The following is a 24,023-nucleotide window of genomic DNA, read 5'->3' as shown; positions in this document are numbered from 1 at the left end:
CCAGCACGACGAACGGCAGGATCCCGGCGCCGACGAGGCGCGTCACGTTGGACATCATCGCTCCGGGTCGCCGTAACTGGCGATGCGCGTCAGGCTGCCGCAGTGATAGGGCGCTTCGCCGAACCGGGGTGATCCCGGCCGCCGGTGGCGGCGGGATCACCCCGGTCGTCGGTCAGCTGGGAGGTTAGAGCTGGCCGAGGCTGAACGCCCAGATGCCGCGTCCGTGCGTGGCCACGTACACCGTGTTGTCGGACGCGGAGTACTCCACGTCCATGCCGACCGTCAGCGGCAGGTCGGCGCCGAGGCGCTGCCAGCCCGTCTGCCCGGCGGCGCGGTAGAACGTGGCCAGGTCGGTGGCGAGCACCAGGGCCCCGTTGGGCAGGATCTTCACCGCGTTGGACGGCACGTCCGGCAGGTTGCCGGTGACGTCGGTCCAGGTGGTGCCGGAGTCCTTGGACTCGAAGACGTGCCCGACGCCGGCGCCGGGGCCTTCGGTGAAGCGGCGGTTGAAGCCGTTGATCGCGACGAACACGTGCGCCGCGTCCGCCGGGTCGACGCCGAAGCCGGAGACGTACCGGTTCGGCACCGTGCCGTCGATCGGCAGGGTGACCTGGTGCCAGCTGGCCGGGTCGTTGACCTTGCCGACCGCGATGCCGCGGGCGAAGCCGGCGTTGTTGCACTGGCCGCACCAGCCCACGTACGCGACGCCGTTGGACACGCTCACCGAGGTGGCCAGGTGCCCGGCGCCCAAGTCGTACACGTTGTTCCAGCCCTTGCCGTTCTGGATCGCGAAGCCCTTGGTGTTGACCCAGATGTGCTGGCCGCCGGCCACCCACACCGAGCTGTTGTGGTCGTCGGCCGCGAACGGCGCGATGAACCGGGCCGGCTCGTCGCCGGGGCTGGCGGTGTACGGCTGGATGTCACGCGACGTGGACTGGCTGAGCGTGCCGTCGCCGGTGTTGGCGTTGCAGTTCTCGGTGACCCGCATGGCCAGGTTGGTGTACTCCTGGACCTGCTTGCAGCCGTTGGCCGGGTCGGCGAGGGAGTCGCCGCCGTCACCGCCGAAGTTGGAGCCCATCACGGTGTCGTTCGCGCGGAGCACGGACGCGCCGTTGTCCTGCAGGCCGCCGCTGACCACGACGCCGTTCGCGGCCGGGTCCTTGCCGACGGAGACCGAGTAGTACTGCAACGCGTCGATCGTGCCGTCGTTGAGGCTGACCCAGTCGGTCGCGTGCCCCTCGCGGTTGGTCTTGCCGTTGACCGGGCGCTTGAAGACGCCGCCGTCGTTGCCCACGTACACCGAGCCGCCGGCCACCGCGACGGAGTGCTGGTCGGAGTGGGTCGTCTTCGGGCAGCCGTTCTTCGCGTCGTAGATGCTCCAGCAGGAGAAGTAGAAGTTCCAGTACGGCCCCACCGTCTTCCACGACGAACCGCCGTCGGTGGTCTCGTACACCTCCTCCAGGCCCAGCCAGACGTGCATCGGGTTGGCCGGGTCGACCTGCAGGAACTGGTTGTACCAGGCCTGGATGCCGGGGCCGTAGCCCTTGCCGCCGACCGACTGCTTGAGCGCCGAGCCGGAGTTCGCGAGCTTCTGCGAGTCGGCAATCTTGCTCCACGGGCCGGCCGGGGAACCGCTGTTCGACACGTACACGCCGTCGAGGTAGCTGTTGACCGTGCCGGAGGCCTTGTTCAGCAACCGCGGCGACTGGTTGATCGCGTACAGCTTCGAACCATCACCGGCGAACGCGAACGTCACGTTGCCGATATCGTCGGCCGGGATGGAGCCGGTCGGGTTGACCTTCCTCCAGCCGCCCGCGGTGTAGTCGGCGGTCTCGTAGAAGCCGTTGTACGTGTCGCCGGAGCGCCACGCCGACGCGACGATGACGTGCTTGCCGTTGTGCGGGTCGCCCGCCACGTCGTTGACGATGTTCTTGTACGCGGCGTTCGCCGTGCCCGCCTGGGAGCCGCCCGGCAGGTAGTCCGGGTTCGGCGTGAACTCGAGCTTCCAGGCGCCCGCGGTGCTGCCCATCGGGTGCGAGTAGAGGCCGCGGTTGGTCGCGGCCCACACCTTGTCGTCGAAGAAGCGCAGCTTCTTGATCGTGGTGCTCTCCAGCTCGGTCCCGCCGACCCGGTCGGCCAGGCTGAAGCTGCCGGTCCGGGGGCTGGCCAGCCGGTACACACCGGCGCCGACGTAGCTGGTGCCGCCGGTGTTCGCCTCGCCGGTCGCGTACCACAGCGACCCGTCGCCGGCCAGCACCAGGTACCCGCTGGACAGGCTGGGCAGGCCGTCGGCGATCGGGGTCCAGTTGCCGCCGCCGGTGCTGGAGCGCCAGACGCCGCCGTCGGCGCCCGCCGCGTAGACGTAGCCGGCCTCGTCCGCCGCGAGCCCGGTCATCCGGCCGGTGACCGGGCCGGAACCGCCGGAGGAGTTCGACGCGTAGTCCCGGTAGCGCGGGTCGTCCGAGTCGTACTTGAGCTTGGTGATCTCCCGCCAGTTGCCGGCCGTCGACGGCATGGCGGTGAGTTGACTGTAGGCCGCGCCGTACGCGCCCGGGGCGACGATCCCGGGGGCGTAGCGGGCCTGGGAGAACTGCTCGGCGATGGTGGCGGCCTCGAAAGCCTCCTCGCCGGCCTCCGCGGGGTCCTCGCCCGCGATCATCTCCGCCCGCTCGCGCGGCTGGAACGGCAGGCCCTCGCCCGGTTCGTGGGCTATGCCGAAAAATTCCTGCAATTCGTGGTTGGTCGCGGTGACGGCGGTTAACGCCACCACGACCGCCACGGCGCCGAGCGCGATAGCGCCCTTGCGCCGTCGGGATACTGCCATTTGTCGGTTCCTCTCCGGCGTTGAGGTGTCCATGAGGAAGCGAGAGAGGCACCCGCGGCGTTACTCCAGGTCGCGCCCGCTGTTCATGGCGACCCGCCGGCCCGTGGTGTCGCAGGTGTAAGCGGTGGCCAGCCCGCCCGGCTGGGTGCTTCTGGTGAGCCGGCCGGCGTCGTCGTACGTGACGAGCTCGTAACAAGCTCGTCTCCTTCGCCTGCGGCGTTGGTAGGAGATGGAACGGTTCGTCGGGCTGCCCAGAAGGCGAGGCAGTCACCTTCGGCGTGTCGTTCTACGCCAAGGCATATGCGGTACGCGCGCTGCCGCTCAGCGTCGTCGCGCTCGTCGTGCTGGCCCAGCACCGGTGGCCGGTGCTCGTGCCGCTGCTCGTCGTGCTCGGCCTCGCCCAGGCCGGCGACAGCGCGCTCGGTGCCCGCAGGCGCAACACCGGCATGGCCATCGGCGCGGCCGCCGGCGCCGTGATCCACCTGGCCTCCGCGTGGTGGGCGGCCACCCGGTGAATGCCGTCAACATGGTCGTCGCGCCGGCCGCGATCCCCCAACCGCGCGCGATGCCAGCGGCTACGACAGCCGTCGACGCGGCGGCGGCGAAGGACAGAGCCCTGGCAGTACCGGCGACGAGGCCGGTGAACCGGCGTCGAAAGTTCGCCCGGACCAGGCACCGACGTGTGAGTTGCCGGCGAGGTGTACTTCCAGAATGCTGGACGGCATGATCGTGGTGAGCGGGGCAACCGGCAACATCGGCGCGGAGCTCGTCCGGGTCCTCGGCGAGGCCCGCCAGGCGGTACGCCCCCTTCGCCGCGCCGACGGGGAGGACCTCAACGACCCAGCGTCGCTGCGCCCGGCCCTCCAGGGTGCCGACGGCCTGTTCCTGCTGCCGGGCTACGCCGACATGCCCGGCCTCTACGCGGAGGCGAAGGCGGCCGGGGTACGGCGGGTGGTCCAACTGTCCGGCAGCTCGGCGGCGAGCGGCGACCTGACCAACGCGGTGAGCGAGTACATGATCCGCTCCGAGGAGGCCGCCCGGGCCGGCGGCATCGACTGGACGATCCTGCGGCCGAGCGCGTTCGCGACGAACGCCCTGGGCTGGCTGCCGCAACTGCGACAGGGCGACGAGGTGCGCCTGCAGTACCCCGACGTGGCCGCCTCGGTGATCGACCCGCTCGACATCGCCCGGGTCGCCGCGGCCGCGCTGACCGGCGACGGCCACGCCGGCCAGACCTACCGCCTGACCGGCCCGCAGCCGCTGCGCCCCGCCGAACAGCTGGCCATCCTCGGCGCGGCGCTGGGCCGGAAGCTGGTCGCGGTACCACTGCGGAACGAAGAGACCAGAGCCGAACAACTCGCCTCGATGCCCGCGCCCTACGCCGACGCGTTCTGGAACTTCTACGCCGAGGGCGCCCTGGACGAGTCCGATGTGACCGACGACGTGCAGCGGGCGACCGGCACGCCACCGCGCACATTCGCCGCGTGGTGCCAGGCCCACGCCGCCGAGTTCAGCGCGTAGCGCCCGACCGGGCCGGCCATCGTCGTGGCCGGTGACCAGTTCCTGCCAGCACCGTTGCCGTGCCCTGGCCGGTGCCGGTCGACGGCACGCAGTCGCTGGAGCAGCACCAGAGCAGCCCGGCAGAGCCCGGCGGCGCGGCGCCGCGCCGTACGTCGTGCACCGCGGGATGCGCGTTACGCCACGTCCGGGGTCTCGAACACCGCGGCCGAAACAATGGTGGTGGACGCTCGCGCTGGCTGGATTCCCGGTTGAGCGAGAGGTGGGACATATGGAGATCCTGGTGGTGACGGCCCAGTTAGCCGATGGGCCGGCGAGCCGGGTGTTGCCCGCCCTGGACCTGCTGGCGCATTCGCGACGGCTCGTCGCGTACGACGTGCGCGCCTGGGGCTCGGGCCCGGACTTCGACGTGGTGCTGATCGATGCCCGGCGCAAGCTGATCGAGGCCCGCGGGGCCTGCCGCATGCTGCGCACGACCGGGCTGCGCGTGCCGATGCTCGCCGTGGTCGAGGAAGCCGGGTTGGTCGGCGTCGGCGTCGACTGGGGCCTCGATGATGTCGTACTGGCAGATGCCGGCCCGGCTGAGGTCGAGTCCAGGCTGCGACTGGCCACCCAGGCGGCCTCGGCAGCGGCCGGTGCGTCTGCCGGCCTGATCAACGCCGGCGCGTTGAGTATCAACCCGGACACCTACGCCGCCAAGCTCAAGGGCCGCTCGCTCGACCTGACGTACAAGGAGTTCGAGCTGCTGAAGTTCCTCGCGCAGCACCCCGGCCGGGTGTTCACCCGTGACCATCTGCTGCGGGAGGTGTGGGGCTACGACTACTTCGGTGGTCACCGCACCGTCGACGTGCACGTGCGGCGGCTCCGCGCGAAGCTCGGCAATGAGTACGAGTCGATGATCGGCACGGTGCGGCAGGTCGGGTACACGCTGGTGCTCCCGCCCCGGGCCGGGATCCAGCCGATCGTCGCCGAGGCGGAAGCCCTACTGCTGCAGGCCTAATGTCGAACCCACCGGCACCGCCGTGTCGCCTAGCGCTGCAGTGTCGCCACGCCCGGCCGGTACGGCAGGCGGTCGTAGTCCGTCCCGTTGGAGCTGGGGCGTACCTCCGGCGCCTTCCGCTCGACGGCCAGGTCGAAGAGGTTGGTCTCACCGCTTGTCGAGTCGGTCACCACGAGCAGCTGATGCTCCGGCGCGCCGGCCGCCGCCTCCGCGATCCGGCCCCGCCTGGTCCACGGCCAACGCCGCGTGTACGCGGGCCGGGGCCGCGGGCGTGTGCCCGCGGCCCCGGATATCGTGCTTGTCGCTCAGGCCATGCCGTCGGCGACCGACTTCGACACGCCGGTCTGGGCGGCCGCCGTCGTCACCTGGACGAGCTCGTCGCCCGCCGCCGCCGTCGTGTCGGCGCGCTGGCCGTGGACGTCGGTGTTCACCGACGCCGACTGGGCGCCCTTGGCGTGCTCCGCCTTCGCCTGGTCGAGCACGTTGGCGAGGGCGCCCGCCGGGCCGACGTCGCCGAACGCGCCCGCCGAGACGAGCGTGCCGTTCACGGTCTGGCCGGCCGTGTCCGCCTGCGCGCTGGCCTGGCGGCTGGTCCGGCCGCCCTGCCGCAGGGTCTCGGTGTCGTACGACATGTCCGCCACGACGGCCTCCTCGTCAGTCCTCGCCCAGCACGCGCGGGCCGGCTTGGTCCAGGTTCGCCGACCATACATCGTCCTCGACGAGCCATTCCGGGCGCTTGCGCTGCTTGTCCTTGTGCTCGTCGCCGTGGCCCGCCTGGGTCGGGGGCAGGTACGCCCCGCGGCCGCCCTGGCCCGCCGCCCCGCCCGCACGGCCACCGGCCGCCTCGAGCGGCTCGCCCGGCAGGCGCCCGGCCCGGCCGCGTACGGCCCCGCCCGTGCGTCCCCCGGCCGCCGCGGTGGCGCCCGAGCCCGGGTACGTCAGCTCCTCCGCCACGCCGCCCATGCCCCGGCCGCCACCGGCCCGGCCCAGCCGTCCGGCGCGGCCGTTGAGCAGCGCCTCCTCCTGGGCCGACCCGCCGCCGGAGCGTGCGGTGGCCCGGGCCCGGCTGGTCCAGGTCGACTCCGGCTCGGTGACGAGCGACTTGCGGACGCTGCTGCGGCGCCCGTCGAGGCCGCCCGTCTGGCCGCCGGCCGACATCGGGGGCACGAACGGCCGGCCGCCCTGGCTGGCCTCCTTCAGCGCCAGCTGCTCGGCCGCGTAGGCCTTGGCCGCCATGCGGTCGGCGGCCTGCTGACGCAGCTGGTTGGAGGCCGGGTTGTTCGGGTCGAGGCTCGGCGGGACCAGCCCGCCGTACATGCCCGCGAGACCGGTGGTGCCGCCGCCCCCGCCGCCCCCCGCCAGCGGTGGGGTGAGCGACAGGTTGCCGCCGCCGAGGAGGCCGGTCGAGGGGTTGCCCCCGTCGAGGCCCTCCAGCCGCGACGCGTACTGCTCCACGTCGCCGAACGGCTTGCCGGTGACCGGGTCGATCCAGCGGCCGGTGGTCGGGTCGAACTCCTGGCCGGTCGCCGGGTCGATCAGGTATCCGGTGCGCGGGTCCTTGACCCAGCCGCCGAAGTCGCCGTCGTCCGGGCCGAGCACCGAGCTGCCGGGGTAGGTGCCGGAGCCGACCTGGGAGCCGTTGCCGGTGGTGGTGGTACCGCCGGAGACGGAGCCGATGAAGGCGCCGTTCGAGCCGCCGGACCCGCTGCCGGATCCGGAGCCGCCGGTGTCGGAGCCGCCGCCGGCCCGGGTGGGGGCGGCGTCGAGCGAGCCCGGCTTGAACGCGTCGTAGGCCGTGGACCACTTCTCGATCTCGCCGTTGAGCACCGCGGCGGCCTGGGCCTCGCGGCGGTTCATGGCGTTGACCTTGCCCATCGACAGGGCGTCCTCCGGACCGAGGATCCGGTCGACGTCCTGGCTGAAGGAGTAGTCCTCCTCGTACATGGTGATCTGGGCGTTGCTGCCGGTGGTGGACGCCTTCGACAGGCCGCCCGCCACCTGGTCGGCGTAGCCGCCGACGTTCGTCATCCACTTCGCCAGCGGGGCCGCACGGTCGCCGAAGTTCTGGTACGGCTCGCCGTACTGCGCGGTGACGTCGTCCGCGGTGCCCTGCAGGTGCCCGGAGGCGCCGCGCACCGCCTCGGCGAAGTTGCGCCAGGTCGTCGCGACCGACTCGATCGTGTACGGCTGGCCGCTCTCGAGCTTTTCCTTGGCTGTCCAGTAGTCGTAGTTGGCCATGATCGCTCCGGGTTATTCGGCGCGGGAGTGGCCGCGGCGCGCCGCGGCCTGGGTGGCCGGATCAACGTCGTGCGCCAGCTGCGCCGCGGCGAGCGTGCGGCTGGCGAGGTCGGAGAGGTCGAGGCCGACCTTCTCCAGCTCGCCGAGCATCGCGTGCGTCGCCTCGTACAGCCGCGAGTAGGCCGCCTGCCCGCCGGGGATCTGGCCGACCGCCGCGCTGGGCAGCAGGTTGTCGACCAGTTGCTGGCGCAGGTCGGCCGGCGCCTGGTTCTTCCGAAGGTCGGCGGCGGCCTTCTCCAGCCGCAGCGGGTCGAAGACCTGCCGACCGTTGTCGGTCCATCCGTACGCGTCGCCCACCGTCATTCCCTCCAGAGGCGCCGTGACCAGCGGGCCGGGTGGTTGACCCGGCCCGTCCTGCCCGTGTTCAGCCGGCGATGACCCGGCTCATCTGCTGGTTGGTGTCGGCCGAGATCGACGCGACGTTGTTCACCGCGACCTGCTGCGAGTTGAGGTCGGCCGTGTACTGCGCCGTGCGCTGGTGGTAGCGCGCGGCGCGGTCCTCCAGGGAGGAGCCCGTCAGCGCGTCGAGCGCCTCGGACACGACCCCGGTGAGCTTGCTGCGCACGCCTTCCCAGATGCGGTCCCAGTCGGCCTGGGAGTTCTTGGTGACGGATGCGATGTTGACGATGTCGTCGTTCTTGAACTCGATGTAGCCGTTGCCGCTCATACGATGACCCTCTCTCTCACATTCCGTTGGCGACCGACGAGCCGACGCCGGCCTTCGCGGCCTGCGTGGCCTGGTCGGACCCGGACTCCGCGGTGGCCCGCAGGGCGGCGAGGTCGTTCTGCAGCTCGGTCAGCGTCTCGGACAGCGCCTTACCGCCACCGCCGAGGCCGGAGAACGTCGACGAGGTGATCTGCCCCGCCGGCGCCTTCATCGCGGCCTCGCTGAGCCCCGCCTGAGCGAGGATCTTCTGGGTCACGCCCTCCATCTCGGAGACCGCCTGGTTCACGACGCTCTCGGCGGACAGAACGGCCGCCAGATCAATCTTCACACCGGACACTTCGCACCCTCCTCAAGGTGGTGGTTCGTTCAGCTCGCCGGTTTGTCCTCCAGCACCCCGCAGGACTCGGTGAAGTGGTCCTCGGCCGTACGCAGTGCGATGTACACGGGGATCACCTTGGAGTCGTCCTTGGCCTTGGAGGCCGCGATCGCGGCGTCGATGGCGGCGTCCGCGTCGGCCATGTCCTGGTAGACCACGTAGCTCTCGGGGACCTTCTGGCTCTTCAGCCGGGACCGGGAGTCCTCGATGCCGCCCTTGTAGGTGGGCAGCAGGCCTACCCCTTCCGCCCAGACGTCGTCGGGCACCTTCTGACCCTTCGTCACGTACGGCACCTGGTTGTTACCCCAGGACGCCCCGACGAAGTGGATCGCGACCTGGGCATACCCGCAGGTCGAGTTCGACACCGCGGCGACGCCCGCCGGGCGGGTCAGACCGCGTGACGGCGGCTTGGTGTAGCTCGCCGACGGCGGCCCCGAGGTGGTCGGCGCGGCCGTCGTAGCGGGCGCCGCGGGACTGCCGGGAGCCGAGGTCGCGGGGTTGCCCACCTGCGGATCCTTCGCGTCCGAGCAGGCGGCGACGAGTGCAAGCACCGCCACCGCGCCGGCTGCGGCACGAACGCCCCGCGCGGTTGAACGCTCCTTCATGACCTTGAACACCAGGCTCCCCCGTCGGATACCTTCATCAATATATCGGCCTTGGCAACCTTTGTCCGTCCCAGCGGACTCAATCCGTGTCGGGACGGGCGTCGAGCCGGGCCAGCTGGACGGGGACCGACCCGTAGCGGCGGTGCACGAGCGTGCCGCGCCCCGGCGGCAGCGGCGCCGGCCGCACGCCGAACATCGGCGCCTCGTCGCGCGGGGCGCTGAGCACCACCGCCGGGTAGCTCAGCTCGCGCATCGCGCCGAGGAACGGGTCCATCAGGGCCCGGGCGGCGCCGCCGGCCCGGCGGGCGACGTACGGGTACATGCCGATGTCACGCGCCTGGGCCATGAACGGCAGCAGCGGCAGCAGCGGGTTGCTGCCGGCCGTCACCAGCTCGTAGTCGTCGACGACGACGTACACGTCGGGCCCGGTCCACCAGGTGCGGTTGCGCAGCTGCTGCGGGGTGACGTCGGCGCCGGGCAGCCGCTTGGTGAAGCCCTCGACCAGGCCGGCGACGAGCTCCTCGGCCTGCGTCTGGTTGGCCGCGTAGCCCAGCAGCGACTCGCCCTCGAACTCGCCGAGCATGGTGCGCCGGTAGTCGAACAGGATCACCTTGGCCTGCTTGGGCTCGAAGGTGTCGACCACCTGCCGGGCCACCATCCGCAGCGTCGAGGTCTTGCCGCACTCGGCGTCGCCGAACACGACCAGGCCCGGCTCGCGCCAGTCGAACTCGACCGGGCGCAGCCGCCGGCCCTCCAGGCCGAGGACGATGCCCTGCTCCTTGGACTCCTTGGGCAGGTCCGCGAACTCGACGAGATGCGGCAGCAGCCGCACGGGCGGCGCCGGCGGGCCGTCCCAGTAGTCGGTGACGGCCTGCACGAGCCCGTTGACGCCGGTGGACAGGTCGTCGGCCTGGCGACGGCGGTCTATTCGCGGTACCGCCGCCAGAAATTGCATCTTGTCGGAACTCACGCCCCGGCCCGGCCGGTCGCCCGGCACCGTCAGCTGGGCCTTGCGGTCGATCTCGGAGTCGAGCGCGTCGCCGAGCTTGAGCTCGAGCTTGGTGCCGATCAGGTCGCGCAGGCCGAAGCGCAGGTCGAGCCAGCGGTTCGCGGTCAGCATCAGGTGCACGCCGTAGGTCAGCGACCGGGCGGCCAGGCTGATCAGCGACGTCTCGACGTCCTCGTAGTCCTGCCGCACCACCGACCAGCCGTCGACGACGAGGAACACGTCGCCGAAGCGGTCGTCGTCGACGGTGCCGGCCTCGCGCAGCCGCCGGTAGTCGGCCATCGTGTCCACGCCCAGCTCCCGGAACCGCCGCTCGCGGTCCTCGATGACGGCGGTGACCTCGGCGACGATCCGGCGGGCGACCTCGGCCTCCTGCCGGCCCGCGACCCCGCCGACGTGCGGCAGGCCGGACAGCCCGAACAGGGTGCCGGAGAAGTCCAGGGCGTAGAACTGCACCTCGGCCGGGGTGTGCCGCAGCGCGAGCGCGCAGATCAGGGTGCGCAGCAGGGTGGACTTGCCCGAGCGCGGGCCGCCGACGATCGCCGCGTGCCCGCCGGAGCCGGCCAGGTCGACCCACATCGGGTCGCGGCGCTGGTAGAAGGGCCGGTCCACGATGGCCACCGGCACCCGCAGCGGCGGCGAGAGCGGGTCGGCGCCGTAGCCGCGGCCGGGGCGCACGCGCAGGTCGGGCACGAGCGTGTCGAGGGTGTCGGGCGCGCCCAGCGGCGGCAGCCAGACCCGGTGGGCCGGCATGCCCTGCCCGGTGAGCTGGCCGACCATGGTGGAGAGGATGGTCCGGCCGCCGGCCTCCGCCTCCGCGAGGTTGATCGTCTCCGTCGTGTCCTCGGGGCTCGAGCCGGGCCAGGGCGCGGTGGTACCCGGGGCCGCCTGCGGGCTCGGCTGGTACTCGGCCCGGAACGCCCGCACCTCGAGCCCGCCGGCCAGCAGCTGGTCGCCGACCTGCTCCCGGTTGCCGTACGGCCCCGACACGTAGGCCGCACGGAAGCGGCGCAGGTTCGCCGACTCGCCGCGCATGTACCCGTGCCCGGGCGCGCTGGGCAGGCTGAACGCGTCGGGCACGCCGAGCACGGTGCGGCTCTCCTGCTCGGTGAACGTGCGCAGGCAGATGCGGTACGACAAATTCGCTTCGAGCCCGCGCAGCCGTCCCTCGTCGAGCCGCTGCGAGGCCAGCAGCAGGTGCAGGCCCAGCGACCGGCCGAGCCGGCCGATCTGGGCGAACAGGTCGGCGAAGTCCGGCTTCTGCGACAGCAGCTCGGAGAACTCGTCGACGACGATGAACAGGCTCGGCAGCGGCGGCAGGTCGGCGCCGCGCTGGCGGGCCCGGTCGTAGTCGCGCACCGAGACGAGGTTGCCGGCCGCGCGCAGGATCTCCTGCCGCCGGTTCATCTCGCCCGACAGCGCCTCCTGCATGCGGTCGACGAGCGCGAGGTCGTCCTGCAGGTTGGTGATGACCGCGGCGACGTGCGGCAGCGCGGCCATGCCGGCGAAGGTGGCGCCGCCCTTGAAGTCGACGAGCACCAGGTTGAGCTGCTCGGGCGCGTGCGTCGAGGCCAGCGCCAGCACCAGGGTGCGCAGCAGCTCCGACTTGCCCGAGCCGGTTGCCCCGATGAGCAGGCCGTGCGGGCCCATGCCGTCGTACGCGGACTCCTTGATGTCCAGCTCCAGCACCGCGCCGTCGGCGGCGATGCCGATCGGGGCCCGCAGCCGGTCGCGCAGGGGCCGCGGCGCCCACAGCGCCGGCAGGTTGAGCTGGCCCGGGTCGTCGATGTCGAGCAGCCCCGGCAGCGTCTGGTCCACAGTGGACAGATCCTCGGCCTGCGCGGTGGCCACGTCGAGGCGGAACTCGGCGATCTGCTGGGCGAGGGACTCGGCCACGGCGGGCCGCAGCACGTCGGGCCGGCCGAGCGGGGTCAGGCTGGTGCCGACCCGGGTGTCGAGCCGCCCGTCGGCGACGACCAGCTCGACGCCGTGGCCGCGGACGAGCTCGGCGGTGCGCCCGTCGAGGTCGACGACGGTCGCCGCCTGCAGCCCGTCGGGGTTGAGCAGCAGCTCCAGGCCCGTGGTCAGGCCGCCGTCGAGCACGATCAGCAGGTGCGGCACGTCGGGGTCGGCCGCGGCGTGCCGGTTGAACCCGGGCCGGTTGGCCAGCTCGTCCTCGAGCCAGTCCTCCAGCGCCGCCAGCGACGGGTTGACCAGCCGGACCGGGCCGGCGTGGTCGACCTCGGTGCGGTGCTGGGCGTGCGGCAGCCACTTCACCCACGACCAGCCCGACGCGTCGGCGTCGGCGGTGCAGACGACGACCCGCAGGTCGGTCGGGGCGTGCCAGGTGACCGCCTGGGCGACCAGGGCCCGGGCGAGCGTGCGGGCCTCGTCGCGGTCGCCGGAGAGCGCCACGGCGGCGTACCGGCGCAGGGACAGCTGCACCGGCAGGCCGGGCACGGCCGAGTGGCTCGCGATGAACCGGCGCAGGGCCAGCGCGCACAGCGGGTCGAGGTCCTCGACCGGGCCGGTCTCGCCGGGCACCAGCTGGGTGGCCAGGAACTGCGGGCCCAGGCCGAGCCGCAGCCAGCCGAAGTCGGGGTCGAGCGGGCGCCGCTCCCACAGCCGCGGGCTCGCCGCGGCCGCCCACAGCTGGTCGGGCGTGGGCGCGACCCAGGCGGCGGCCTCGCGCTGCGCGTCGGCGGTGCGCCGCACCCGCTCCCGCATCCGGGTCAGGTAGCGCAGGTAGTCGCGGCGGTTGTTCTCCGCGTCGGCGCGGGCGGTGGCCCGGGCCCGCAGCAGCGAGCCGGCCACCATGGCCAGCGAGGAGAACAGGAAGAACGAGCCGGCGACGTACGTGATCGGGTTGGGCGGTGCGGCGAAGAGGTACGCCACCGAACCGAGCCCCGACAGTGCGGGCAGCGCGGTCAGCCAGACGTTGCCGGAGTCCGCCCGGTGGACCTCGGGCGGCGGTTGCAGCAGTACCTCACCCTCCGGCACGCTCGGCCGCGGAACCCGGGGCGGGCGGCGGAACGCGGTGGTGGGCAACTCAGAACCCCCGTGTGACGTAATGTGACCGCCGTTGCGGCCGGTGGAACTCTTCGATCGATGAAGTTACCCTACTGACCGGCACGACAAGGGGACACGAGCAGCACCGGCATCGGCCGCGGGGGACCTTGATGACACGGAGTACGGCGACGTTACCGCCCGCTGACACCGGACACGGCGGCGCCTTCTGCCGCATCCGGCTGGCCGCGCCCGGCGTGCAGGTCGATCTGGCCGTGCCGTCGGCGGTACCGCTGGCGCGTCTGCTGCCCATGCTGCTGCGGCAGGTCGGGCAGGCCGACACCGACGCGGCCGGCTGGGCGCTGTCCACCGCCGAGGCGGACCGCCTCGACCCGGGCACGACGCTGTCCGAGGCCGGGGTGGCCGAGGGCGGCCTGCTGGTGCTGCACCGCGCGTCCGAGCACATCGCGCCGCCCGTCTACGACGACGTCGTCGAGCTCATCACCGAGGGTGGCGTGCTGCGGCCCTGGGGCAGCCGGGAGCTGCGGCTGGCCTGCGCGGTGCTCGTCGCCGTGGCGATGCTCGGCGTCTTCGGCGCCCTCGCGGCCGCGGGCGGCATCCTGCCCGGCGCGCTCGCCGGCGGCGTCGCCGCCCTGCTGCTCGCCGTCGCCTGGGCGATGTCCCGGGCCGCGAACGACCTGCCGGCCGCGACCCTCGCGGCCGCGCTCGCGGTGCCCGGCGCGGCCCTGTGCGCGGCCGAGCTCCTCGGCGGCGACTGGGGCCGCGGCCACCTGCTCATCGCCGGCGCCGCCGCGCTGCTCGTGGCCGCGGTCGGCCCGGCCGTGGTCGGCGGCGGCGACCACGTCTTCGCCGCGCTGGGCATCGCCGCCCTGGGCGCGGGCCTCGGCGCGCTCATCGCGATCCTCGCCGACACCCGGCCCGCCGCGGCCGCCGCCGCCGTCGCCCCGCTCGCGCTGGCCGCGACCACGATGCTGCCGGCCCTCGCGCTGCGCTCGGCCCGCCTGCCCCGCCAGCCGCTGCCCCGCTCGGCCGAGGACCTCGCCGGCGTGCAGGGCCAGCTCGACCTCGAGCGGGCCACCGCCCAGATCGCCCGCGCCCGGCGGCTGCTGTCCGGGCTCCTCGCCGGCTGCCAGGCCGTCGTCGCCGGCGGCGCGCTGGTGCTGGCCGCGGACTCCTCGCTGTGGTCGCGGCTGCTGGCCGGCGTCCTCACGCTGCTGGCGCTGCTGCGCGGGCGGCTGTTCCGCGAGCGGGAGCAGGTCGCGGCGGTCGCGATCGCCGTCTCGGCCACGCTGCTCGCCGGCGCCGCGATCCTCGTCGTGCGCTTCGCCGGGCACACGGCCCTGCTGACCGGCGTGCTGGCCCCGGTGCTGGCGGCCGTCGCGCTGCTCGCGGCCGTGATCGGCGGGCTGACCGGGCGGCGCAAGAGCACCCCGCGGCTGGCCCGGAGCCTGGATGTGCTCGAGACGATGATGATGCTTTCCGTGGTACCGCTGGCTCTGGCCGTCTGGGACGTCTACCGCGCGCTGATGGATCTGCGGGCGTGAGGCTCTTCGCCCTCGCCACCGTCGCCGTGCTGCTCGTCCCGGCACCGGTGCCGGCGCTGGCCCCGGCCGGCTGCCGCAACCCGCCGCCGAACGGCCAGCCGCTGCCGGCCAACGCGCCCCGCGACCCGACCATCGCCCGCCTGGGCCTGGAGCGGGCCTGGGACCTGTCGACCGGCGCCGGCGTGACCGTGGCCGTGGTCGACTCCGGCGTCGACGACCACGCCAAGCTCAAGCCGGCCCTGTCCCCCGGCTTCGACTACGTCGGCTCGCAGACCCCGCCGGGCTGGCAGCGCGTCCCGGGCGGCGTGGGCGACTGCGGCGACAACGGCAACAGCCACGGCACCGCGGTCGCCGGCCTGATCGCGGCCCGCCCGACCGACGACGACCGCGTGATCGGCGTGGCGCCGGGCGCGATGATCGCCCCGGTGCGCTTCCCCGGCGGCATCGACAACGCGACCCCCGAGATGATCGCCGCCGCCATCCGCACCGGCGCCGAGTCGGGCCAGGTCCTCAACCTGTCGTTCGCACTGCCGGTGGACCGCCCCCAGATCCGCGACGCGATCCAGTACGCGCTGAGCCGCAACGTCGTCGTCGTGGCCGCCGCGGGCAACGAGTCGTCGACCGGGGACACGAAGTGGTACCCGGCCGCGTACCCCGGCGTCCTCGCGGTCGCCGCGCTCAAGCAGGACGGCACCCCGCTGGCCCAGTCCAACCGCGGCGACTGGGTCGGCATCGCCGCACCGGGCGAGGGCCTCACGGCGCCGTCGGCGGGCGGCGGGTACGTCGGCGTGAGCGGCACCAGCTTCGCCACCGCGCTCGTCTCGGGCGTCGTCGCCCTGGTGCGGTCCCGCTTCCCGGGCCTGTCCGCGGCCGAGGTCGTCCGCCGCCTCACCGCGACGGCGGTCCCGCTCGGCGCGGCCCGCGACGACCGCGTCGGGGCCGGCATGGTGGACCCGTTCGCGGCGCTTACCGCGCGGGTCGCATCGGCCCCGCCGAGCCCGAGCGGCTCGGCCGCGGCGGCGCCGGTGGGCCAGGTGCGCGTGCTGCCCCGGCCGGACGAGGGCGGCGGGCTGGCCGAGCGCTGGGGCGTGCTGCTGGGCGTGTTCGGCATCCTGATGCTGGCGGCGGTCCTGGCGTACCTGGGGCGGCTGGCACTGCGGGCGGCGCGGCAGCGGCGGGCGGGGGCGGGCGGCCCGGAGACGCCCGCGGAGCCGGTGGTCGACCCGCCGGACATCCGGCTGGCCTGAGCCGGGCCGGCCGCCGCGCGCGGGAAGCGCCCGCCCGGCCCGCGGCCGTCAGCCGATCGGGTGCTCGACGCACCGGGAACGCGCCGATACTGTGTGTGGTCGCCGTCCCCTAAGCGTTGGGAGTGCCCGGTGACGCTGGTAGTCGCGGTCCACGGCATCGGCCAGCGCAAGACGCCGGCCGACCGGCTGCGCTTGCTGTGGCACGACGCCGCAAACGTCGGCCTGGCCGCCGCCGAGCGCCGGGCTCTGGCCATCGACGGTTTCGGCGTCGGCTACTACGCCGATGTGATCACGAAGCCGTACCCGTTCCTCGGCCCCGACGAACCGATCGACGCGGAGCCGATGGACGCGGACGAGGCGGACTGGCTCGCCTCCGCCCTCGACGATGTCGCCGCCGGCGCGCCGGAGACGCCGACCGGGGATCTGAGTGGGCTGCCCGCCGCGCCCGAGTGGCTCATCCGTCGGATCGCCGCGATCGACGCCGTCTTCGGCACGGGCGCCGGCCGCCTCGCCGCCCGGGTCCTCCGTGAGGTGTACGCCTACCTGCACCGCCCCGATCTCGGCAAGGTGATCCGGGCCAAGGTCCGCGCGGCGGTCACGCCCGGCACCCGTGTGCTCTTCGGCCACTCCCTGGGCAGTGTCGTGGCGTACGACATGCTGCGCCGAGGCACCATCACCGCCGACGCGCTCGTCACCGCAGGCTCGCCGCTCGGCTGGGCGTCGGTCCGCAAGGCGCTGAGCGACACCGGCCGGCTCGACGCCGCCGTGGTGGGGTCGTGGCGCAACGTCTACGACCCGAACGACGCGGTGACCGCCGGCCGGGGCCTCGCCGGACTGGGCGCCGACATCACCGACGAAAAGGCCGACAACGGCTGGCAGGACGCCCATGGCGCGGTCCGCTACCTGAGCAGCGCCGCCGCCGGCCGGGCGCTCGGAGACAGCCTGCCGTGACCCGCCGCCGCCTGGTCACCATCGCCGCCCGCGACTACTCGGACGCCGACGACACGTTCGTGCGCGGCATCGAGGGCCAGGTGAAGATCCTCCGCGACTGGCTCCTCGACGTGAAGACCCTCGAAAAGGACGCCTTCGAGGAGGACCTGCACGAGGCCCTGTACCCGACGACCCGACGCGACGTCGAGGACTTCCTGGCCGAGCACGCCCTGCGCGACCTGCTGCCCGCCGACATCCTGGTCCTGTACATCACCGGCCACGGCATGCGTGGCGAATCCACGACGCACTACCTGCTGCTGCCCGACACCGACCGCGAGCGTCTGCTGGCCACGGCGATCCCGACCGGGCGGCTGGTCGCCGAGATACTCGACTCGAACGCCGAACATGTCCTCGTCCTCATCGACACCTGCCACGCCGGCGCGCTCGACCCCGAGCTCAGCGGCCTGACCCACGACCTCGAGAGGGCCCGCCGTACCCTGCGCTCGCTGGTCGTCATCGCCGCGTGCGACTTCGCCGAACGGCCGCGGATCGGCCAGTTCACCGGCCTGCTGCAGCAGACCCTGCAGCGGCTGCGTGACGTGTCCGGGTACACCGCGCCTATGCTGACCCTCGAGGAGTTCCTCCGGGAGCTGCAGCTGACCGCAGGCGAGGCGAAGGTGCCCGAGCCGCAGGTGCTGTGGCCGCGCATGAGCTCGGGAACGACGCCCAGCCCGTGCCTGCCCAACCCGGTGCCGCGGCGCCCGGCGATCGTCGCCGCCGCCCGCAGCCAGCTCGCGCCGAACGAGGCCGAACTGCAGTACTGGCTCGAACGGGCGGCCGGCCGCGTCGGCCGAGCGGACCCCGGCTGGTACGCGGCGCCGCGCGCCGAGATCATGCGTCGCATCGTGGGCTTCCTGGCCGGCGACGCCCGGGCGCTGATCATCACCGGGGCCGCCGGCACCGGCAAGTCGGCGCTGCTGGCGCGCGTGGTCACCTTCAGCGACCCGCGGTTCCTGGCCGAACCCCGCTTCGCCCAGCTCGTCGCGGACGAGCCGGCCGACCTCCGGCCGGAGCCGAATGCGGTGCAAGTGGCGGTCTCCGCCCGCAATCGCGGGCCCGAAGAGATCGCTGAGGACATCGCCACCCGGCTGCCGCAGTCGCCCGGCGCGGCGCCGTCCCCGCTGCTGGACCGGCTGAACCAGACGGCGGCCAACGGCGGCACGACCGTGCTCGTCATCGATGGCGTCGACGAAGCGGCCCACCCCCTGCGGCTGGTGAGCGAGCTGTTCACGCCGCTCGGCCAGGTGACGACGCCGTCCGGCGCCCCCGGCGTGCGACTGCTGATCGGGGTACGCAGCCCCGGCGGCATCGCGGAGGGCATCGACGCGACCGGCCCCGACTACCTGCTCACCGCGCTCGGCCCGGTGCTGGGCCGGCCGGAGGTCCTCCGCGTCGACCGGGACGACGTCGTGCCGGACATCACCGAGTACGTCAGGGCACTGCTCGCCGGCGATCCGGGAAGCCCATACGCGGACCACCCGGACGATGCCGAGGCGGCCGCGGCGACCGTTGCCAAGGCGGTCGCGCCGTCCTTCCTCGACGCCCGGGTCGCCGCCCGGCGCCTGCGCGAGGCATCCGCACAGCAACGCCTCGACGACCCCGACTGGCTCGCCCGGCTCAACGAGGGCACCCTCGGCCTGCTGCGGGAAGACCTCGCGGACGTCGCCGGCGAAACGGGCCGTCCCGTGGCGGACCTCGTGGCGGTGCTGCGCGCGACCGCGTTCGCGCTCGGCCCCGGCCTGCCGTGGGCCGAGGTGTGGCCGGTGGCGGCGACGGCGGTCCGAGGCCGGCCCTGGCCGGACGCCGGCGCCGTCATCGCCGACGTCCTGAACAGCCGGCTCGGCGGATACCTGGTGACGGACGTCCTAGACGAGCGGATGGTGTACCGCCCGCTGCACGAGCGGGTGGCCGAGGCCCTCCGCAACGCCCCGGAAAGCCTCGAGCCCGGCGAGGGCGGCCCATGACCATCAACCCGGAACACGTCCAGGTCCACCGGCGCATCGCCGACGCCCTCGCCGGCCTCGTCCGGGCCGGCGGGGACAGCGCACCCCATCCGTACCTGCGCCGCTACCTGGCCGACCACGCCGCACGCGGGCTCGTCCTGGACGCGGCCCATGTTCCCCCGGAGTTCCTGCGGTGGGACACCAGCCGCCGGATCGGTCACCTGCTGTCGCAAGCGGTGCCGGCCGAGCGAGCGCGGGACCACCTGACCGCCTGGGCCCACGTCGAGGCGAGCCTGCCGCCGGACGCCGGCGCCGCCGCCCGGATGGCCAGCCTCGAGTTCGCCGGCCAGGCCTCCGGCGTCGCCATCGGCCCTCAGGGCTCGTGGCTGCACACCGACTGGGCCGACTGGCGCTTCGCCCTGTACCAGGACGGATTCGACACGCTGATTGCGTTGCCGGGTCCCGGTCAGCGCACGCGGCTCGCGACGACCGACCGGCCCGCCGGCATCCGGCTCTACGAGTCGGACACCGGCCGGGCGGAGTCGATCGGTGAGCTGCGGCCATCGGCGCTCGCCGCGCTGCCGGCGGACCAGGGGCGCACCCTGATCGCCGTCGCCACCGGGCGACTGGTCCAGCTCGTCGATCCGGACAGCGGCCGGGCCGCCGGCGAAGCGCTGAACCTGCAGTCAGGCGTGGTGCAGGCACTCGCCGCCGTGCCGACCGACGCCGGCTCCATGCTCGCCGCGGCCGACCGGCGGGGCTCGATCCACCTCGTTCATCCGGCCGCCGGGGCACCGGCCGCCACGCTGACCGGCCACGCCGGCCCCATTTTCGCCCTGGCTGTCGTGCCCGTCGCGGACGGACCGGCGCTGCTGGCGTCGGCGGGCTACGGCGGCGAGATCCGGCTGTGGAACCCGCTCGGGGTGCGGCAGGTGGCCGTGCTGCAAGGCCACGCCGACTCGGTCCGGGCGCTCGCGGTCGTGCCCGTCGGCCACGGCCGGAACTGGCTCGCGTCGGCCGGGGACGGTGGCGAGATCCGGCTGTGGGACCCGGCCGCCGGCGCACCGGCCGGGCCGCCCCTGACCGGGCACGCCCACGCCGTGCACGCACTGGCGACGCTGGTGCACCCGGGTCGCGCCACCCTGCTCCTGTCGGCCGACGACGCGGGCGAGGTACGGGTGTGGGACCCGGTGGGCGGCGCCGCCGTCGCGTCCTGCACCACCGGCATGCCGGCACGGGCCCTCGCCGCGCTGCCCGGCGCCGGCGGGGACGGCCGGTTTGCGCTGGCCGGCACCGGCGGCGTGGCCGTCCTGCGGGTGCCGGCCGAGCTCACGGCACCGGCCGACAATCCGCCGGCGGCAACACGATCGGCCGAGACGCCGGTCGTCCCCCGGACCGTACGGACCTTGTCGCCCCGGCCGGAGGAGCACACGATCCTGATCTCCGAGGAGGCGCGCGACCCCGGCGGCGCGTTCACCATTCAGATCAACTTCGGCGGCGGCGAGGCGATCCGGGCGACGCTCACGGACCCGGGTCACGCCGACACCGAGGAACTGCTGCGCTGGTACTTCGAGGACCACATCCGCTACCCGTACCTCGACCACGACCGGCGGGCCCGGGCGGCCGCCGAGATCCGGCACTACGGCGAAGCACTGTTCGCGCAGCTCTTCGGCGGCGCCGCGGCGCCCGCCTACCGCCGGGCCCGGGAGCGGGGATTCGACGGGTACCGGCTGGTCGTCGCCGGCTCCCCGCAGTTTCAGCGGCTGCACTGGGAGGCGCTGCGCGACCGGGCGGCCAACCTGCTCGTGGCGTTGCGCATGCCCGTGCTGCGGCGGCCGAAGGACATCGGCCCGGGCTTCGAGCTGCCGGCCGAGCAGTCGGTGCTGCGCATCCTCGTGCTCGTCGCGCGGCCCGACGGCCGCGCGGACGTCGGGTACCGAACCATCTCCCGGCCCCTGCTGGACGCGGTCCGGCAGGCCCGGATCCCGGTCGTCGTCGACCTGGTCGGCGTCGGAACCTGGGCGGCACTGCGCGACCACCTGCGCGACGCGTCCCGGCGGCACGGGACCGGCCACTATCAGGTGGTGCACTTCGACATGCACGGAGCGTTCGTCGCGGACGACACCCGGCGCGCCCGGCCGGCCGGACATCCCGGCGAGCCGACGAATCGCAACGCTTTTCCGGTGGCGGTGACCGGCCCCGACCCGCTCCCGCCCGGTGGGTACCTGTTCTTCGAGACCGGGACCGACGGCGAGGCCGACCCGGTCCCGGCCGCACGGGTCGCGGCGGTGCTGGCCGAGCATCGCGTCGGCGTGGCGGTGCTGAACGCCTGCCAGTCGGCGGTGGGCGAGGACGACGAGGTCGGCCTGGCCCAGGAGCTCGTCGCCGCCGGAGCCCCGGTGGCCGTGGGCATGGCCTACACCGTGACGGTGTCCGCCGCCGCCCGGGCGATGCCGGAGTTCTACCGGCAGCTCGCCGGCGGCGCCGACCCGGCCGCCGCGGCCTGGGCGATGCGGCAGGTACTCCACGACAACAAGACCCGGCAGGCCTACTTCGACTACACCCTCGACCTGGAGGACTGGCTCCTGCCCGTGGTCTTCGAACGGCGCCCGGTCCGGCTGGGCCTGCGCCCGATGTCGGACCGGGAACGCGACGACTTCTACGCGCGGCAGGCCGGCGCCGGCGCCGAACCTCCCGTCAAGTACGGGTTCGTCGGCCGGGACCTGGACATCCACGCCATCGAGCGACTCATGCTGCTCGACGGCGACGTACGCCAGGCGGTGGTCGTCGGCCCGACCGGCATCGGACGGACCGCGCTGCTGGCGCACGCGACCTGGTGGTGGCGGCGCACCGGCCTCGCGCGGCAAACCGTCAGGATGTCCAGCGATCGGACCGGTGCCGACGGCGACCTGCTCGACGACATCGCACGGGTGCTGCTGGGTCCGGATGCGCCCCGCCGCGACGCGAGACCGCCGGCCGCCCGGGACGCGCAGGTCGCCGCGCAGCTTCGAGCGGACCCGTTCCTGATCGTGATCGACGACGCCGACCTGCTGCCCGGCGCCGACCGTGCCCGCCTGGCCGGCCTGCTGGGGCTGCTACGCGGCGGCCGGACGATGGTGCTCATGTCGGCCCGCCGCCGCGACGAGTGGCCGGCCTGCCTGCTGCCCGACCACGTCCACGAGCTCGACGGCCTCGACCCGCCGGCCGCGTCCAGCCTGCTGGAGCGGATAGTCAGGTCGGGATTCCGTTCGGGGAGCGTGCGGGAACATGCCGACGAGCGCCGCGGCGCGGAGCTGAGCGACCTGCTGACGGTGCTCGCCGGCCATCCGCTCGCGATGCGGGTGGCGCTGCCCCGGCTGTCCGTCGAGTCTCCGGCGACACTGCTGGCCAAGCTTGGTGGGATCGACGGCCGGCGCTTTGAGGAGGGCCGGCGCTTCGAGGTGGTATGGCGAGCCATCGACATCAGCCACAATCACGTCGAGCCGCGCCGACGGCGGGCCGCGCTGCTCCTGGCCCCGTTCGCGGACTGGATCCTCTTCCACACCCTGACCGACTACGCGGCCGAGTTCGCCGACGAGGACCTCGCCATGTTCGGCGGCGATCTCGTCGAGGCCGGGCTGGCGACCCCGCACCCGGACAACTCCGCCTACCTGCGGCTCGCCCCGGCGCTGGTGTTCTTCCTGCGGGCCGCGCTCCAGGACGAGCCGGAGCTGCGCGCCCGGGCGGAAGCCGCCCACTACCATCTGTACACCCGCGTCGGGCAGGCCCTGGAACAGCTGCTCGCCGATGTCGAACCACCGCGGCGCGTGGCCGCATGGGCGCTGACCGAGATCGAGCTCGGCAACCTGCACACTGCGCTCGATTACGCGCTGAACGCCGGTCGGCCGGTGCTGCCCGTGCTGGGGCCGATCGATGCGTTCCTGGAGCAGACGGGGCAGGGAGATGCGCGCTGGTCCCTGCTCCTGCGGGTCATCGCCGACCACGCGCACACGACCGGCGATGATCAGCGCCGAGAGCTCATCCAGGTCCGTCGCCGGGCGAGGGAGCTGGCCCTCGGGCGGCACGCGTTCGATGAGGTCGAGATCCACGGCCAAGCGGAGCTTGCCCTCGCGGCCGAGCTGGGCGATCGGTCGGCGGAGGCCGCCGCCCTGATCGGGCTGGGCCAGGCCGAGGAGCGCCGCGGCAACCTGCTGCGAGCGGCGCGGTACTACCAACTGGCGGCCGAGATCGAGGATGAGCCCGAAACGCACCTACGGCTCGGGGTGACGCAGCTGCGCGCCGGCGACCTCGGCCAGGCGGAGGCGCAGTTCCGGCTGGCGCTGGTGACCGGCAGCGCTCCGACCGTGGCCGCCGCCCGATACCAGCTCGGCGTGGCGGCTCAGGCCGGACGCCGCTTCGCCGAGGCCGAGTCCGACCTGACCGAGGCGCTCGACCTGTTCCGCCGGCTGGATGACCTCGACGGTCTCGCCACCGTCCATCAACAACTCGGACTGCTGCTGCAGGAGACGCATCGGTACACCGAGGCGGCGTCGCATCATCAGGCGGCCCTCAGACACACGCTCGCGCTCGGCGATCAGTACCGCAGCGCCCGGGCCTTCGAGCAACTGGCCAATACCGCCGCAGCAGCCGGCCGGCCCGATGAGGCCGAGCGATACTACCGCCGGGCGGCCGACATCATGGCCGCGCTCGGCGATCAGTACGAAAAGGGGCGGATCGGCCGCCGGCTCGCCGGGCTGCTGGTTGAGGCCGGCCGGGTCCGCGAGGCCATGGCGATCGAGCTGAGCACCGCCGTCGCCGAGCGGATGACGACCGGCCAGTGGGGTGACGCCAACGTAGCCGCCCTCCGGCAGCTTTTCGGGATGGTCACTGACGCGCAGCTCCTGTCCCTCGTCGAACGCGAGGTGCCGGACGAATTGAGGGCCGAACTGATCTCTGAACTCCGTCTCGCGGTCTAGTCCGCGGAGCCGGGCTCGGCGGC

The 24,023-nt window shown here is 73.6% G+C and carries 18 protein-coding genes; 8 read left to right on the top strand and 10 right to left on the bottom strand.

All coding sequences use genetic code 11. The features are described 5' to 3' along the window. Positions 1-184: 184 nt before the first annotated feature. A complete protein-coding gene (locus tag AB0B76_RS37320; protein ID WP_360384500.1) occupies positions 185-2,824 on the bottom strand; it encodes a glycosyl hydrolase in 2,640 nt (879 codons plus the stop codon). Positions 2,825-2,884: 60 nt separating this feature from the next. Next, positions 2,885-3,055, bottom strand: a complete 171-nt coding sequence (locus tag AB0B76_RS37315; protein WP_360384611.1) for an RHS repeat domain-containing protein — start codon at positions 3,053-3,055, stop codon at positions 2,885-2,887. A 47-nt stretch (positions 3,056-3,102) separates the two neighbouring features. Here AB0B76_RS37315 and AB0B76_RS37310 point away from each other — a divergent pair, with 47 nt between their 5' ends. From AB0B76_RS37310 to AB0B76_RS37300, 3 genes are all read left to right on the top strand, one after another. Beyond that, positions 3,103-3,339: a hypothetical protein gene (locus AB0B76_RS37310; protein WP_360384498.1), complete on the top strand. Its 237-nt coding sequence runs from the start codon at positions 3,103-3,105 to the stop codon at positions 3,337-3,339. 196 nt (positions 3,340-3,535) lie between these two features. Then, positions 3,536-4,345, top strand: a complete 810-nt coding sequence (locus tag AB0B76_RS37305; RefSeq protein WP_360384496.1) for an NAD(P)H-binding protein — start codon at positions 3,536-3,538, stop codon at positions 4,343-4,345. A 268-nt stretch (positions 4,346-4,613) separates the two neighbouring features. Then, positions 4,614-5,342 carry a response regulator transcription factor gene (locus AB0B76_RS37300; protein WP_360384494.1) on the top strand — a complete coding sequence of 243 codons (729 nt, stop codon included), beginning with the start codon at positions 4,614-4,616 and terminating at the stop codon, positions 5,340-5,342. Positions 5,343-5,371: 29 nt separating this feature from the next. Here the strand turns inward: AB0B76_RS37300 and AB0B76_RS37295 are convergent, their stop codons facing one another. The 8 genes from AB0B76_RS37295 to eccCa form a co-directional block, all read right to left on the bottom strand. Then, positions 5,372-5,512 carry a hypothetical protein gene (locus AB0B76_RS37295; RefSeq protein ID WP_360384492.1) on the bottom strand — a complete coding sequence of 47 codons (141 nt, stop codon included), beginning with the start codon at positions 5,510-5,512 and terminating at the stop codon, positions 5,372-5,374. A gap of 135 nt (positions 5,513-5,647) precedes the next feature. Continuing rightward, on the bottom strand, positions 5,648-5,983 hold the full coding sequence (locus AB0B76_RS37290) for a hypothetical protein (RefSeq protein WP_360384490.1): 336 nt from the start codon (positions 5,981-5,983) through the stop codon (positions 5,648-5,650). Between the two features lie 13 nt (positions 5,984-5,996). Next, positions 5,997-7,580: a hypothetical protein gene (locus tag AB0B76_RS37285; protein WP_360384488.1), complete on the bottom strand. Its 1,584-nt coding sequence runs from the start codon at positions 7,578-7,580 to the stop codon at positions 5,997-5,999. 12 nt (positions 7,581-7,592) lie between these two features. Then, positions 7,593-7,937: a hypothetical protein gene (locus tag AB0B76_RS37280; RefSeq protein ID WP_360384486.1), complete on the bottom strand. Its 345-nt coding sequence runs from the start codon at positions 7,935-7,937 to the stop codon at positions 7,593-7,595. 67 nt (positions 7,938-8,004) lie between these two features. Then, positions 8,005-8,307, bottom strand: a complete 303-nt coding sequence (locus AB0B76_RS37275; protein ID WP_360384484.1) for a hypothetical protein — start codon at positions 8,305-8,307, stop codon at positions 8,005-8,007. A 16-nt stretch (positions 8,308-8,323) separates the two neighbouring features. After that, positions 8,324-8,635 carry a hypothetical protein gene (locus AB0B76_RS37270; protein ID WP_360384482.1) on the bottom strand — a complete coding sequence of 104 codons (312 nt, stop codon included), beginning with the start codon at positions 8,633-8,635 and terminating at the stop codon, positions 8,324-8,326. Positions 8,636-8,673: 38 nt separating this feature from the next. Beyond that, positions 8,674-9,189, bottom strand: a complete 516-nt coding sequence (locus AB0B76_RS37265) for a hypothetical protein (protein ID WP_360384480.1) — start codon at positions 9,187-9,189, stop codon at positions 8,674-8,676. A 178-nt stretch (positions 9,190-9,367) separates the two neighbouring features. Continuing rightward, positions 9,368-13,342 (bottom strand): type VII secretion protein EccCa, encoded by a 3,975-nt coding sequence (gene eccCa, locus AB0B76_RS37260; RefSeq protein WP_360384478.1) that lies wholly within the window; start codon positions 13,340-13,342, stop codon positions 9,368-9,370. A gap of 131 nt (positions 13,343-13,473) precedes the next feature. On the opposite strand from eccCa, the gene eccD reads away from it, so the two are divergent. The 5 genes from eccD (at position 13,474) to AB0B76_RS37235 (ending at position 24,000) form a co-directional block, all read left to right on the top strand. Then, a complete protein-coding gene (gene eccD, locus AB0B76_RS37255) occupies positions 13,474-14,865 on the top strand; it encodes a type VII secretion integral membrane protein EccD (protein WP_360384476.1) in 1,392 nt (463 codons plus the stop codon). Further along, complete coding sequence (gene mycP, locus AB0B76_RS37250; protein ID WP_360384474.1) at positions 14,862-16,112, top strand: type VII secretion-associated serine protease mycosin; 1,251 nt, start codon at positions 14,862-14,864, stop codon at positions 16,110-16,112. The genes eccD and mycP overlap by 4 nt, the downstream gene beginning before the upstream one ends. Before the next feature lie 129 nt (positions 16,113-16,241). Then, positions 16,242-17,063 carry a hypothetical protein gene (locus AB0B76_RS37245; protein ID WP_360384472.1) on the top strand — a complete coding sequence of 274 codons (822 nt, stop codon included), beginning with the start codon at positions 16,242-16,244 and terminating at the stop codon, positions 17,061-17,063. Then, positions 17,060-19,066 (top strand): AAA family ATPase, encoded by a 2,007-nt coding sequence (locus AB0B76_RS37240; protein WP_360384470.1) that lies wholly within the window; start codon positions 17,060-17,062, stop codon positions 19,064-19,066. The genes AB0B76_RS37245 and AB0B76_RS37240 overlap by 4 nt, the downstream gene beginning before the upstream one ends. After that, on the top strand, positions 19,063-24,000 hold the full coding sequence (locus AB0B76_RS37235; RefSeq protein WP_360384468.1) for a CHAT domain-containing protein: 4,938 nt from the start codon (positions 19,063-19,065) through the stop codon (positions 23,998-24,000). Before AB0B76_RS37240 ends, AB0B76_RS37235 begins: the two co-directional genes overlap by 4 nt. The last annotated feature ends 23 nt before the right edge of the window (positions 24,001-24,023 follow it).

It is taken from the genome of Dactylosporangium sp. NPDC049140 (genome assembly GCF_040648435.1).
The sequence above is the reverse complement of the archived record's forward strand: the minus strand, read 5'-3'. Positions and strand labels throughout refer to the sequence as shown.

Coding starts and splice junctions, on each gene's coding strand:
- AB0B76_RS37275 (WP_360384484.1), bottom strand. CDS start 8,307: ATGAGCGGCAACGGCTACATCGAGTTCAAGAACGACGACATCGTCAAC.
- AB0B76_RS37235 (WP_360384468.1), top strand. CDS start 19,063: ATGACCATCAACCCGGAACACGTCCAGGTCCACCGGCGCATCGCCGAC.
- AB0B76_RS37285 (WP_360384488.1), bottom strand. CDS start 7,580: ATGGCCAACTACGACTACTGGACAGCCAAGGAAAAGCTCGAGAGCGGC.
- AB0B76_RS37300 (WP_360384494.1), top strand. CDS start 4,614: ATGGAGATCCTGGTGGTGACGGCCCAGTTAGCCGATGGGCCGGCGAGC.
- eccD (WP_360384476.1), top strand. CDS start 13,474: ATGACACGGAGTACGGCGACGTTACCGCCCGCTGACACCGGACACGGC.
- AB0B76_RS37320 (WP_360384500.1), bottom strand. CDS start 2,824: ATGGCAGTATCCCGACGGCGCAAGGGCGCTATCGCGCTCGGCGCCGTG.
- AB0B76_RS37305 (WP_360384496.1), top strand. CDS start 3,536: ATGCTGGACGGCATGATCGTGGTGAGCGGGGCAACCGGCAACATCGGC.